At 33.7% G+C, this 14,561-nt stretch carries 12 protein-coding genes and 1 tRNA gene; 8 read left to right on the top strand and 5 right to left on the bottom strand.

The features are described 5' to 3' along the window. The first annotated feature begins 54 nt into the window (after positions 1-54). The 3 genes from J7K39_08550 (at position 55) to J7K39_08560 (ending at position 2,113) form a co-directional block, all read left to right on the top strand. Positions 55-126: transfer RNA gene (locus J7K39_08550), tRNA-Arg, on the top strand. A 147-nt stretch (positions 127-273) separates the two neighbouring features. Then, positions 274-1,200: a carbohydrate kinase family protein gene (locus J7K39_08555; protein MCD6179941.1), complete on the top strand. Its 927-nt coding sequence runs from the start codon at positions 274-276 to the stop codon at positions 1,198-1,200. Next, entirely contained in the window at positions 1,193-2,113 is a 921-nt protein-coding gene (locus J7K39_08560; GenBank protein MCD6179942.1) for a pseudouridine-5'-phosphate glycosidase, read from the top strand. The genes J7K39_08555 and J7K39_08560 overlap by 8 nt, the downstream gene beginning before the upstream one ends. Before the next feature lie 20 nt (positions 2,114-2,133). Here the strand turns inward: J7K39_08560 and J7K39_08565 are convergent, their stop codons facing one another. The 5 genes from J7K39_08565 to J7K39_08585 form a co-directional block, all read right to left on the bottom strand. Continuing rightward, the gene (locus tag J7K39_08565; GenBank protein ID MCD6179943.1) at positions 2,134-3,789 is read right to left on the bottom strand and encodes a sodium/sugar symporter; all 1,656 of its coding nucleotides are present in this window, start codon (positions 3,787-3,789) and stop codon (positions 2,134-2,136) included. A 37-nt stretch (positions 3,790-3,826) separates the two neighbouring features. Beyond that, positions 3,827-4,975 (bottom strand): galactokinase, encoded by a 1,149-nt coding sequence (gene galK, locus J7K39_08570; protein ID MCD6179944.1) that lies wholly within the window; start codon positions 4,973-4,975, stop codon positions 3,827-3,829. 179 nt (positions 4,976-5,154) lie between these two features. After that, positions 5,155-6,867 carry a hypothetical protein gene (locus tag J7K39_08575; protein MCD6179945.1) on the bottom strand — a complete coding sequence of 571 codons (1,713 nt, stop codon included), beginning with the start codon at positions 6,865-6,867 and terminating at the stop codon, positions 5,155-5,157. Positions 6,868-7,041: 174 nt separating this feature from the next. Beyond that, positions 7,042-9,108 carry a methionine--tRNA ligase gene (metG, locus tag J7K39_08580; GenBank protein MCD6179946.1) on the bottom strand — a complete coding sequence of 689 codons (2,067 nt, stop codon included), beginning with the start codon at positions 9,106-9,108 and terminating at the stop codon, positions 7,042-7,044. 256 nt (positions 9,109-9,364) lie between these two features. Next, the gene (locus J7K39_08585) at positions 9,365-10,525 is read right to left on the bottom strand and encodes an MFS transporter (protein ID MCD6179947.1); all 1,161 of its coding nucleotides are present in this window, start codon (positions 10,523-10,525) and stop codon (positions 9,365-9,367) included. A gap of 115 nt (positions 10,526-10,640) precedes the next feature. Here J7K39_08585 and J7K39_08590 point away from each other — a divergent pair, with 115 nt between their 5' ends. The 5 genes from J7K39_08590 to J7K39_08610 all read left to right on the top strand — a co-directional run. Beyond that, on the top strand, positions 10,641-10,901 hold the full coding sequence (locus tag J7K39_08590) for a hypothetical protein (GenBank protein ID MCD6179948.1): 261 nt from the start codon (positions 10,641-10,643) through the stop codon (positions 10,899-10,901). A gap of 2 nt (positions 10,902-10,903) precedes the next feature. Continuing rightward, on the top strand, positions 10,904-11,611 hold the full coding sequence (locus J7K39_08595) for a nicotinamide mononucleotide transporter (GenBank protein ID MCD6179949.1): 708 nt from the start codon (positions 10,904-10,906) through the stop codon (positions 11,609-11,611). A gap of 3 nt (positions 11,612-11,614) precedes the next feature. Continuing rightward, positions 11,615-12,130, top strand: coding sequence for an ATP-binding protein (locus J7K39_08600; GenBank protein MCD6179950.1), 516 nt, complete (start codon positions 11,615-11,617; stop codon positions 12,128-12,130). Between the two features lie 197 nt (positions 12,131-12,327). Then, entirely contained in the window at positions 12,328-13,008 is a 681-nt protein-coding gene (locus J7K39_08605) for a YggS family pyridoxal phosphate-dependent enzyme (protein ID MCD6179951.1), read from the top strand. A 315-nt stretch (positions 13,009-13,323) separates the two neighbouring features. Continuing rightward, positions 13,324-14,561: hypothetical protein (locus J7K39_08610; GenBank protein MCD6179952.1), on the top strand; the 1,238-nt coding region annotated here is incomplete at its 3' end.

Below are 14,561 nucleotides of genomic sequence, written 5' to 3' on the forward strand. Positions count from 1 at the left end.
ATTTTGCATCTAATAAGGTTCTTTATAAAAAAGGCTTAAATTTGCGCGTTTGTTGCCCCCATAGTTCAAGGGATAGAACAAGTGTTTCCTAAACACTAGATACAAGTTCGAGTCTTGTTGGGGGTACTTTTAAAAACCGCAAGTAATTACAGTTTAATTATTTGCGTTATTTTTTTCTTAGATGACCTTGGTAAAAGAATATGAACATAGTATAAAAGATGTATATCTTTCTTTTTCATCCTGTTTTTAGGTTTGATATTTTTAACTAATTTAATGCATTATAAAACAGAAAGTGGTGAAGTTATGGCAAAAGCACTAATCATTGGTGCGCAAAACATTGATATTTTTGCAAAATCAGATGATGAATATACCTTATACGATTCTAATCCTTCAAAGATTCATATTGCCTTTGGTGGAGTTGGAAGAAATATTGCCGAGAATTTAAGCCGATTAGAAAACGAAGTTCATTTTATTACTGTTTTTGGAGATGATTTTTTCTCTAAGTCGGCAAATAAAAGTCTGGAGAAAATAGGTATTGATACCACAAACTCGCTTTTCATAAAAAACCGAAGCAATAGTGTCTATCTCGGCATTATGAATCAGGAAAATGATTTATTTCTGGGACTTAATGATATGGAGATTACTAAAGAATTGAATAGTGAATTTTTAAAAACAAAAGCCCGGTTTATCAATGAATTCAGTACCATTATAATTGACAATAATATAGAAACAGAGGCACTACATTATCTACTCAACACCTATCAAGATAAAATAATTATTATGGATGCTGTTAGTGCTAAAAAAGTCGTAAAACTTAGTGCTTATTTAGATAAAATTTCTATTCTTAAATTAAATCAAATCGAACTATCCGCTTTATCTGATGAATTAGAAACAATAGATAAGATAAAACATCTTCATATAAAAGGAGCTAAAACACTTTTAATTACAAATCAGGAAAAAGACATTATCTTGAGCAAAAAAGAAGAAATAATAACTAAAAAGGTTCTTGGTATTGATACCATCGTTAATGCAACCGGCGCAGGAGATGCATTTTTAAGCGGATTTATTCATGGAGTTCTCCATAATTTTAGTGATGACAAAAAACTAAAATACGCCAATATTGCGGCTAACATAACTCTTCAATCCAATAACTCAACAAGTGAATTACTAAACAAAAATGAAGTAAAAAAATATGAATAACTATATAGAATTTAATGATGAAGTTCGCAAAGCTATTGAATTAGGATTACCAATAGTTGCGCTTGAATCAACAATTATTTCACACGGAATGCCCTATCCTAAAAATGTTGAAACAGCAATTAAATGCGAAGAAATTGTCCGTGAAAACGGAAGTATTCCAGCAACAATAGCCATCCTAAATGGAAAATTAAAAGTTGGTCTTTCAAAAAAAGAACTAGACTTTTTAGGAAGTCAAGGGAAACAAATTATCAAAACATCAAGAAGGGATATTGCTTATAATGTTGCGAATAAAATCGATGGAGCAACTACTGTTTCTGCAACTATGTATATCGCCAGTTTAGCAGGAATCAAAGTGTTTGCTACCGGAGGAATTGGAGGAGTACACAGAGGAGCTGAAACCAGTTTTGACATCTCCGCTGATTTAGATGAACTGGCCAACACTAACGTTCTTGTAGTTTGTGCCGGAATAAAATCAATCTTAGATTTAGGATTGACCTTGGAATACCTTGAGACAAAAGGAGTTCCTGTAATTGGATACCAAACAGAATCGCTTCCAGCATTTTACAGCAGAACATCTGATTTTAAAGTTAACTTTAAAATCGACAGCCCTCAAGAAATTGCCAATATGTTAAAAACCAAGTTAGAGCTTTCATTAAATGGAGGTATACTTGTGACTAATCCCATTCCTACCGAATATTCAATGGATAGTGAAATTATAAACCAAGCTATTGATAAAGCTCTACTTGAAATGGATAATTTAGGAATAAAAGGGAAAGAGCAAACACCTTATTTACTTGGCAAAATTGTTGAGATTACAGAAGGTAAATCTTTAGAATCGAACATTGCTTTAGTCTATAATAATTGTAAACTGGCTAGCAAAATCAGCTCGGAGTATAACACTCTTAAATCTTAAATTTGCCAATTATAATTTCTTTATTTCCAGAATATTGCGTATAAAGCTACCAATATAATCATTACAGCAAATGCACCTATATTGAATACAGGCGAAGTCCTAAATAATTCTTTTGAAATAGGAATCCCTTTTTCATCATCTTTTCCATTATTCTGAATATAGCTTACCAATGCTATAATAATCATTGTTAAAATAGCAGTATATCCCATCTGATCCATCCACGGTAAATCCAAGAACAATCCGTTTTCTGACCATCCCTTTGGTGCAACTTTAAAATACATTGCAATAGGAATGGATGCCAAAGCACCTGTAATAGCACCTTTATTAGTTGTTTTTTTCCAAAATAAGCCCAACATAAATACTGCTAATATTCCAGGACTTACAACACCTGTATATTCCTGAATAAACTGAAATGCCTGATCTATTCCACCCAATAATGGAGCCGTAATTGATGCAATAATTAATGCAATTGCTGCTGAAAGTCGACCAACATTTACAGTAGTCTTATCACTTGCATTTTTATTAATGTACTGCTTATAAATATCCATAGTAAAAATAGTAGATGTTGAATTTAACATTGATGCCAAGGATGATACAATAGCTGCCGCTAAAGCTGCAAATGCCAAGCCTTTAAATCCTGTTGGCAAAAACTGTAATAACCAAGGATATGCTTTATCAGCCTGTTCTGCCGATGGCAAGTTCTGCAAGCCGGCTTCACCTAACCGAGTCATAACTTCAGTATCATTTATCATAACATAAGCTGCAATTCCGGGAATTACAACAACTAAAGGAATAATTAACTTCAGAAAAGCGGCAAGCAAAATACCTTTCTGAGATTCTTTTAAAGACTTTGCAGCTAAAGTTCTCTGAATAATATATTGGTTAAACCCCCAATAATACAGATTTGCCACCCATAAACCCCCAACTAAAACTCCAATCCCGGGTAAATTTTTAAATTCCGGATTTGATTTATCCAAGATCATTACAAAGCGATCGGGTGCTGCATCATATATAGTTTGCAAACCAACAAAAGCTCCCTCGCCTCCCGATACCGTATTCAAAGCAATATAGGTTGTAACCAATCCTCCAAGAACTAAAAACACCACTTGAATTACATCTGTCCAGGCCACTGCCGACAAACCACCATAAAGAGAATAAGCGGCTGCAAATAATGCGAGACCTATAACACCATAAACCATCGGAATACCAATAATGGTTTCAAGTGCCAAGGAGCCTAAATAGAGTACAGAAGCAAGGTTTACAAAAATGTACAATCCAATCCAAAATACAGCCAAAATAGTTTTTAGATTAGTCGAAAATCGTTTTTCAACAAATTCGGGAATAGTATATAATCCTTTTTCAATAAATATGGGTAAAAAATATTTTCCAACAATAATTAAAGTAATGGCAGCCATCCATTCGTAGGATGCAATAGCTAATCCAAGAGCAAAACCGGAGCCCGACATTCCGATAAATTGCTCGGCTGAGATATTCGCAGCAATTAAGGATGCGCCAATGGCCCACCAAGGCAAACTCTTGCTCGCCAAGAAATAATCCTCTGCATTCTTCTGATGTCCCTTTTTATCCTGCGAAACCCATAATCCAACTCCTAAAATTAATATTCCGTAGGCTGTAAATATTAAATAATCCCAAAAACCAAAATTTGCTGTCATCATTCTTCAAATCCTTTAATCTTTATTTTAAATTAGCTTTTTAACCAATTAGATGTGTTCCTTTTGAGAGATGCACCTGATAAACAGAACAATCTCTATTAAATTTCTCTTTATACTCTTTTGTTATAGATGCTATGAATTTCTCCGTTTCAGACTTTGCAATTAGATTTAAAGTACATCCACCAAAGCCTCCTCCCATCATCCTAGCTCCTATTACAGTTTTACTTTCTTTTGCCCGGTTTACTAAAAAATCAAGTTCTTCGCAACTTACTTTATACTGATGTTGTAATCCTTTATGCGATTCATAAATCAAATTTCCCAATCTTAAAAGGTCATTATTTACCAATGCCTTTGCTGCAAGCTGGGTTCTTTCAATTTCTTGTATTACATATAAAGCTTTTTGATAATCTTCTTCTGAAACCGATTCCTTAATACTTAATAAATCTTCTTCGTTCACATCTCTTAGTGCTTTCTTTCCTAATATTTGGGCTATATTACTACAAACCATTCGTCTATCGTTATAAGCACTATCTGATAAGCTATGCTTAACATTTGTATTGATAAGCACTAATTCATACTCTCCGAAATCAATCTGAAAAGGTTCTGCTTCTATTGTACGGCAGTCCAACAACAAAAACTCATTTTCCTCTCCAAACATACTTGCATACATATCCATTATTCCACATTTCACACCAACAAAATTATGCTCTGCTTTTTGTGAAATAAAAATCATTTCCTTCTTAGAGATTCCAAGCTGAAACAAGTTGTTTAATCCAAATACAATGCTGTTTTCTAAAGCGGCAGAGGAAGATAATCCTGCTCCTATCGGAATATCACCTCCAAATACAATATTAAATGGGTTTAATTCAAAATCTCTTTTTTGCAATTCAACAATAACACCTAATATATAATTTTGCCAAGCTCCGCTTTTTACAGGCTGAATATCATCCAAATAAAATGTATAAGACTCTTTTTTATCGTAAGCAACAATAGTACAAAGATCTGTATTACTTTGCTGAACTGCCATAATAATACCCTTATCAATAGCTGCCGGAAAAACAAAACCATCGTTATAATCTGTATGTTCTCCTATAAGATTAATCCTCCCTGGAGAAAAAATCAAAAGAGGATTTCCTCTAAATTTCTCGACAAAACTTAAGTTTATATCTCTAATAAGTTTTGAGTTCATATTTTATAGAATCTCTATTTTTTATGATTAGAATTCAAATACTGGAATGAATAACTTTTCAGAGCGAATATAGCAATCAAATTTAAAAAACGAATTACAATTCTAAGTTTTCATTATAAAACATAAAAAAAGCCTCCGTCAGTTGACGGAAGCTTTTTAGATTCTATTTCTAAAGGCAATTATTCTGATTTTTTCTTTCCACCTAAACTAATATCAACACCTAAGGAAAAAGCCCAAGTGTTTTTCTCATAAGTTTCTGTATAAGGAATTCCTGTAGCATCATCAACTTTATCGAAAGTATCTCCTTGATACATTGTATAGAAAGCACCAAACTGAAGAGTAAACTTATCATTTAGTTTAAACGCACCGCCGCCACCAAATGTATTGGTATTCAGGCTATAACTTAAATCATCATTATAAAATTCTGTTACGTTTGTTTTAGTTCCTAAATATCCCGCACTTACCAAAAATTTATCAGTAAGTAAGTATTCTAATCCTAAACCGTACTCTATAAAGTTACCATCAACAGTAGCATTTCCATCTTCGTCAATAGCCCAACCGGTATCTTCATCAAAATAAGTATGGAAACCGACAGTTACATTTAATTTATCAGTAGCTTGATAAGCAGCACCTATAGAAAGAAAAGCTGGAATATCCGCATTGGTAACATTACCATTTTCAAACATATAAGTAGGAGTAAATACTCCTGTAGAACTAACGGAACCACCATCTATAAATCCTTTATTATCAATTACCTCATCTATTAAATTCATTTTTGTTAAAAATTCGTATTTAATACCAATATTTAATTTATCATTTAATAATGTTAGATTAACTCCAATAATAGGAGTAATTGCATCACCAGATTGAATAACATCAGCATCTTGATCAGCAGTAACACCATTTAAATAAGTAGCTGTACCATAAAGATATTGTGCAGTAGCAGCCAATTCAGCAGAATAATTTGTTAAGTAAGTTGCATAACCATAATAAGTTCCTTGGGCAACAGCAGCAGACATAGCATCAATCTCTGCCTGAGTACTACCTAATGCCAATAAACCGCCCTCTAATTGAGCACGTTGTGCAGCAGTAATAAAGCCAGCACCTTCTAATTGAGCAAAAGTATATGCGCCTCCACCACCATCAACAATAGGAGTAAGACCATCACCTCCACCTTGAGCGGCAACAGCTCCGGCAGCAGCTTGAAGAGAACCATCAGCAGCTTGACCTGCAACACCACCTACATATGTTCCTGGAGCTAAAGTTCCGGAAGGAGTATCTACTGTAACATTACGAATATAACCACTGTAAGTATTTTTAGCCATAATATAACGACCTCCAAAATAAACAGATAACCAATCATTTACTTCATACGTAAGACCTGCTTGCAAACCGAAATAAACTGAAGATCCCTCAAAGAACATATCCATATTATATCCCGTAACACCTAACTGTCCTAATGCAGGAACTAAGCCTGCGAAAGGTATTTCCATAGAAGGCAAACCTGTATCAAAAGTAGCACCACCGCCACCTCCTACAGGATTAAATCCAAATGAAATTGCAATTTTATCTTTTTTAAATACACCATAAATACCTGGGAATACAGGCGCCTTAACAATTCCTTCATAATCTTGTCCGTTTAAGTAAGGAAATGTACTATTAATGTTTTGTGTCTGAAACAAGGTTTGATTATTAATTGAAAAATGAAAACCATCTGACAATTTTGATAATCCGGCAGGATTATAGAATACAGCATCTATACCGGTAGAAGCATCACGAATTAACATTCGCGTCCAAGCCGTACTTTGATTAGTATTTGTTACTAAGCCTCCCGCAAAAGCAAAAGTACTGGCAAGAAATAAACTTACAAAAAGTAATAATTTTTTGTTCATTTTAAATTGTTTTTTAGTTAATAATATAGCGAATGTATGAATAATAATTAAACAGAAAAACTTTTTACGCAACAAATAAAGCAAAGAAAATGGTTGGTAAACAATTACTTACAAACAAAAATATACGCCTTTCTAAAACATAAAAAGGCGTATTAAGTATAAAAATTAAAGCTCTTATTTTATCTCACTGCCATCTTTTGTAGTAACAAAAGGAGCAACAAAACGTAGACTTCCATCGGCATCTTCTGCCATTAAAATCATACCTTGTGATTCTATTCCACGGAGTGTTTTTGGTGCCAAATTAACTAAAACGCTTACTTGTTTACCTATAATTTCTTCGGCTTTAAAATACTCTGCAATACCCGAAACAATAGTGCGCTGATCTATACCGGTATCTACCTTAAGCTTGAGTAATTTCTTTGTTTTAGCAACCTTTTCTGCTTCCAAAATTGTTCCTACACGAATATCCATTTTGGAGAAATCTTCGAAATTAATATTCTCTTTAGCAGACTTAGCTTGTTTTGTATCTGCTTGATTAGCTTTTTTAGTATCTAATAATTTTTGTACTTGCGCTTCAATTGCCTTATCTTCTATTCGCTCAAAAAGCAAAGCAGGTTTTGGTAAAACAGATTTTTCTAAAACTAAATCGGCACTTCCGGCATTATCCCAAGAGAATTCGGTATTTAACCCTAGCATATCTTTTAATTTCTGAGAAGTGAAAGGGATAAAGGGTTCCGACAAGAGTGCCAAATTTGCACTTATTTGTAACGCAATGTTTAAAATTGTCTCAACCCGTTTTTCATCTATTTTAATGGTTTTCCAAGGCTCAGTTTCTGTAAGATATTTATTTCCTAATCGTGCCAAATTCATTAACTCATTAATGGCTTCGCGAAAGCGATAATTCTCAATGCTTTTGCCAATTTTATCAGGATAATTAGCCAGTTCGGATAAAGTTTCAATATCGAGAGGGGTTAATTCATTCTTAGCAGGTACTTTTCCTTTATAATACTTTTGAGTAAGCACCAAAGTTCGATTTACAAAATTTCCGAAAATAGCCAATAACTCATTATTATTTTTTGCTTGAAAATCTTTCCAAGTAAAATCATTATCTTTTGTTTCTGGTGCATTTGCCGTTAAAACATAACGTAACACATCTTGCTTTCCGGGAAAATCTTCGAGGTATTCGTGCAACCAAACAGCCCAATTTCGAGAAGTAGAAATCTTATCATTTTCAAGATTTAGGAATTCGTTAGCCGGAACATTATCGGGTAAAATATAAGAACCCTCAGCTTTTAGCATTGCTGGAAAAATAATACAGTGAAAAACAATATTGTCTTTACCTATAAAATGAACGAGCTTAGAAGAGTCGTCTTTCCAATACTTTTCCCAATCGTTCCCTGTTTTTTTAGCCCATTCCCTACTCGCTGAAATATATCCGATGGGTGCGTCAAACCAAACGTATAAAACTTTTCCGTCGGCACCTTTTAGTGGAACTTTTACACCCCAATCAAGATCGCGCGTTACAGCACGTGGATGTAATCCATTATCTATCCAGCTTTTACATTGACCGTAAACATTCGGGCGCCAATCGTTTTTATGCCCTTCAACTATCCATTCTTTTAACCAAGGCTCATATTCGTTCAATGGCAAATACCAATGTTTTGTTTCTTTTAGTTGAGGAATATTCCCACTTAAAGCTGATTTAGGATTGATTAAATCTGTTGCACTTAAAGATGTTCCACAACTCTCGCACTGATCGCCATAAGCTTTTTCGTAAGAGCAATGCGGACAAGTTCCTGTAATATATCTATCAGCTAAAAATTGCTTGTTTTCTTCATCATAATACTGTTCAGAGCTTTGCTCGATAAACTTACCATCTTTATATAATTTTTCAAAAAACTCAGATGCAGTTTTATGATGAATTTCTGCCGAAGTACGTGAATAAACATCAAAAGAAATACCTAAATCTTGAAATGATTTTTTGATAATGCCATGGTATTTATCCACTATATCCTGAGGTAAAACACCTTCTTTTCGAGCTTTAATTGTAATCGGAACACCGTGTTCATCAGAACCTCCAATAAATAAAACATCTTCTCCTTTTAAACGTAAATATCTTGCATAAATATCAGCAGGAACATAAACACCCGCCAAATGACCTATATGAATAGGGCCATTAGCATACGGCAAAGCCGATGTTATAGTATAACGTTTGAATTTTTTCGGATTTCCTGAACTCATCTTTTATTTTTTTTGGCAAAGATAAAGCTAAATTGGAATTAATAACTTTTAGCAAACAGTTTTGTAGAGAATTGTTCTCTTGAAAAGAGTTATATCTTGAATATTTTAGATTGTAATATTTTATCTGCGTCTATCAGCGAAATCTGCGGGAACTTTTTCATCAAGACGTATTCTCCCGCAGATAACGCAAATTATCGCAGAATTAGAAAGGAATCTTTTAAAGAAAAACTCATGCCTTTCGACTTATCCAAAAAATTTAAGCTGTTCGCTTTGGCTCTTTAAACATAAAAGCAAAAGGAATAGCAAGCATTGCAAAAACAGGAGTTATATGAAAAACATTTTCCAGACCAATTATATCTGACAGCCAACCAACAAACAAAGAGGCTATTGCCCCAAAAGCAAAATTGATAGTCATATAAACCCCATTGGTAAAACTTGGTCGTTCTAAATTTTTCTCTTGAACCAAAGCCAATAATACCGGCCCCGAACCAAATATGAAAAACCCTATTAAAATTAGCATTAAAATATTAACAAATCCTGTTGCAAAATTATATCCCAACATCAATACCGGAGTTACCAATGCAATAATTATCAATGTTCTTCTCCTTCCAATCTTATCAGAAATACCACCTGCCACCAAGCTGCCGGCGGCTCCTGCAAGCTCTAATATTGATAAAGAATAAGCCGCCACCCATAAAGACTCACCGCGAGAAGTTAAATAAACCGGTAAAAAAGTAATCAGTAAGCCACGCATCAATCCTCTTGAAAAGGAATATCCCGTAAGCACTAAAAAGAAACCTTTAAGTTCAATTAATGTTTCTTTTATATTCAAGTTTGCAGGTGGTCTTTTAAAATCTATATGTTTCAATTTTCGCAAGCGAAAGAATAAAATAATTGATGCCAAAATACCGGCAGGAATTAATCTGTAAGTATGCTCTAAACCCCACCACGAAACGGCAGAAACAATTACTATTGGACCTATAGCACGTGCTAATTCTCCGGCAACCATATAAAAACTCATTCCCAAACCGGTTTTATCACCGGCAACTTTCCGAATTAAAACTGGTCCCGGAACGTGAAAAAAAGCAGCACTAACACCCATAATAAAAAGCAAAGCTGCCAACTGATAGAAACTGGAAACCAAGCCTATCATGCTCATACTAATTGCCGTTATTGCAGGCGTTAATATGATAAAATACCGTAATTCTTTTTTATCGACAAGTAAACCAATAAATGGATTAAAAAGAGATGCCGAACGCTGTATTACCGCTAATATCCCGACTAAAAAATAATTAATACTTAACTTTTCTATCAACAATGGTATTAATGGAGCTAAAAACGAAGAATATATATCGTGTAATAAGTGTGCTGCTGAAATATCAACGACTTTAGAAAAATGGAATTTTGTAGTTTTCAATGGTTTAAGTTTTTCGCTGCAATTTTACGATTTTTTAATATAACAAAAGTGTATCTGATAAAATTTACAACAATCTATTTTTCACTAACTTTGTCCTTTTCTAAACATTAACGTCATGAATATCTCGGTTGAAATAAGCTATTATCCTTTGCAAGAAGAATATGTTCCTGCTATATTGGAATTTATTGATCGCTTAAAAAGCTATACCAAATTACAAATAAAAAATACAGGGATTAGTACTCAAATTTTTGGTGAATACAAAAATGTGATGAACGCATTAACTGTTGAAATAGAAAAATCTTTCAATATACCTCAATCGGTATTTATTTTAAAGATTATTAATTCCGACCTTCAAATCCACTCTAAAAACAATTAAAATTGGCAGAAATAATAGAATTTTTAACCGAGCCTTATCAAAACGCAACAACATTCAATATTATTCTCGAATTTTTGGCTGCCCTTTTTGGTATAATAAGCGTATTTTACGCTCGTAAAGAAAATATACTTGTTTATCCAACGGGCATTATCAGTACCGTGATTTATGTTTACTTGCTCTCGCAATGGACTCTGTACGGCGACCTGATTATTAATATTTATTATACTCTGATGAGCATTTACGGATGGTATATGTGGAGCAAAGTAATCGACGACAAACAAAGTCATATTGCCATTAGCAGAACCAATACAAAAGATAAACTAAAGGCAACGGGTATATTTATTTTTACATCGGCATTTGTAATAACCGTATATCGCCATTATGATGTAATGCCTTCGGATTTAGGATTTTCCGAAAGCGTTAATTACGCATTAACTCAGTTAGGATCGGGCGATATAGAAAATTTCCGAACAGCCACTCCTTTTCTCGATACTTTTACTACCGGCATTTTCTTTGCCGCTATGTGGCTAATGGCTAATAAAAAAATTGAGAATTGGACATTATGGATTGCAGGGAATATTGTTTCCATTCCTCTCTATTTAGTAAAAGGATACGGATTCACCGCAATACAATACCTTGTCTTTTTAGTATTAGCAATTATGGCTTATTTCAGCTGGAGGCAAAAAATAAATAACAAAAACACGGTTTAATATATGCTTAAGAAAATAGCAATTTTAGGTCCTGAATCTACAGGTAAAAGTCAATTAACAGAAGAATTAGCTGCCTTTTACAATACTATTTACGCCCCTGAATTTGCACGCAATTATATTGCCGGATTAGGACGCCCATACAACAAAAACGACCTTCTTTATATTGCCAAAAAGCAAGTCGAAAGTATTAAGTTAACATCTGTAAAAGCTAATGACTATTTGTTTTCAGATACTGAATTAATTGTCATTAAAATTTGGAGCAAATTCAAATACAAAACAGTTCATCCTTGGATAGAAAATGAAATAAAAAAGCAAAATTTTGATTTGTATTTATTGACAGATATTGATTTAGAATGGGAATTTGATCCTTTACGAGAGCATCCAAACCAACGGGAAAGTCTGTTAAAGCTCTATGAAAAAGAACTTCTCAAACAAAAACTACCTTTTGTAAAAATTAGCGGTCAGGGCAAGATGCGCACACTAAACGCCATTAAAGCAATTGATGATTTCTTTAAATAAAAATTAAGGATTTACAATAGTCAACTCTTCTTTGCGAAACTTTGTGCTTCTTTGAGTATCTCTGCGCAATAGCTATTTCACAAAGCAACACAGAGAATACACAGAGCGTCACAGAGTAAGGGCTTAGAATTCGTATTTTTTATACTGATTGCTAACCTTTAGCAAAGGATTTCTTACTTTTGCAAAAAAACACGATCATGGCTATTACGGAAAATCTATCCAAAATAAAAAGCGAACTCCCATCAAATGTTAAACTGATAGCCGTTTCTAAAACCAAGCCAGAAACAGATATTATTGAAGCATATAACACCGGACATAAAATATTTGGCGAAAATAAAGTTCAAGAATTAGTTGATAAATACCAACATTTACCAAAAGACATTGAATGGCATTTTATAGGACATTTACAAACCAACAAAGTTAAATATATAGCTCCTTTTGTAAACTTAATTCACGCCGTAGATAGTTTAAAACTTCTAAAAGAAATTAATAAGCAAGCGATAAAAAATAATCGTATAATCGACTGCTTATTGCAGTTTCATATAGCTGATGAGGAGGCAAAGTTTGGTTTTTTAAAAAACGAAGTCATTAATTTATTACAAAGTGATGATTTTCAAAAATTAACAAATATCCGTATCCTTGGAGTTATGGGAATGGCAACCTATACCGATGATGAAAATCAAATTCATAGTGAGTTTGCAAAACTCAAAAGTTACTTTGAAGAAATAAAAGAAAAATACATAACACAAAACTATTTTTCTGAAATTTCTATGGGCATGTCTGCCGATTACAATATTGCTATTGAAGAGGGAAGTACTATGATCAGGTTAGGAAGTTCAATATTTGGTATTCGATCTTATTCCGGACTTAAAATGTAGCTCTATTCTTCATCAAATCAATATTTTAAAAACTGTACTTTTTATATCCTAAAACATTAAAAAAAACATATACAGTTTTGCCAATGTATATTGATAAACAAGGTTTTTAAATCCTTTTATCTTGTTCAAGCTAATACTATTTTTTAAGTAAAAGAATACCATTTTTGAATAATTTAAGTATATTTGTATCTAATTTGCTAGGATTGTACTCTAAAAATCACATAAAACTTGAAAAAGTATGCTATTTTTACTACATTTACTGGTTTAAATAAAATTGCAATTACATGTTTTTGCTTTAAATAAAAACATAAAAAGATGAAAAAATATTACCTTTTAATTTTAACGCTATTCCTAACTCAAGGAGCTTTGTTTGCGTACGAAGACGGGGACTATAGAACCATAGAAACCAGTGATTCTTATATTTTTTGGGGAAACTCAGACAATTGGGAAGTTTATGATTTAGCAAGTGACACATGGACAACAGCGACCGATGCTCCCGGAAAAGGAGGCAGCGATATAACAACTGACGTATATATAACCGAGCTTGTTATAATGTTAAATGAAGAAATAACAGTTGCTACCGGAGGTCGAATAATTATAAGCGATATTGGTGATGATAATTATTTTCTTTACCTTGGCTATAATGACGATTACACCAGCACCCTCTATGTTTATGGAGAAGTAGTTATTGAAAGTGGTGATACTCAGCTAAATATTCAAGAAACATCAAAAGTGTATATTAAAGCTGGCGGAAAGGTTACAGACCAATCTACCGGAGGAAATATCGTAAACGGAAATACAACGGGAGGGATCATTATTCAATCCAGCTCCAGTGCCGGACAAGAAAGCGGATCTCTAATTACTCCTACTACAAATCTAACAGGAGTATATTATCAATATATCTCCGCTGGTCAATGGCATCTTATTTCAATCCCCGTTGATAACTCCACAGTTAACGATTTTTGGATAAACTCTAACGATGCATATATGAGAGCTTATGACTTTGGTTGGGGTAATTATATCACTGATGTCAACACTTCCCTTACTGTTGGAGAAGGGTATGAGGTATGGGAAACAGTAGGAACAACTGTCTCGACTTCAGGAGATTTTAACACAGGTTCACAAACACTTACCGTAACAAGTGGAGGTTCCGGCGATGATACCGGATGGAATTCAGTTGGAAACCCTTTCCCATGCGGTCTTGATTGGAATAAAATTGGTAACAATAGTAATGTTGAAGGCTCCACTTTTTATTTATGGAACGGCACTGCTTGGGATAGCTCTGATGGAACTACAGGCGATGCAAATCCAATTATACCACCATTTCAAGGATTCTTTGTTAAATACTTATCTGGTGATCTTACGGTAAATGATGGTGACAAAGTTCATCCTGGTTCAGGTAATGACTTAAACAAATCAGTCAGTATTACTTATACAAATCATATTAATTTGGAAGCAAGTCTGAACGGACAAAAATCAAACACTTTCTGTTACCAACGAGATGAGGCTACTAATGGAAATGACATGGAATTCGACGCTCCAATGTTATTTGG

The organism is Bacteroidales bacterium (assembly GCA_021157585.1).
Taxonomy (GTDB): domain Bacteria; phylum Bacteroidota; class Bacteroidia; order Bacteroidales; family UBA12170; genus UBA12170.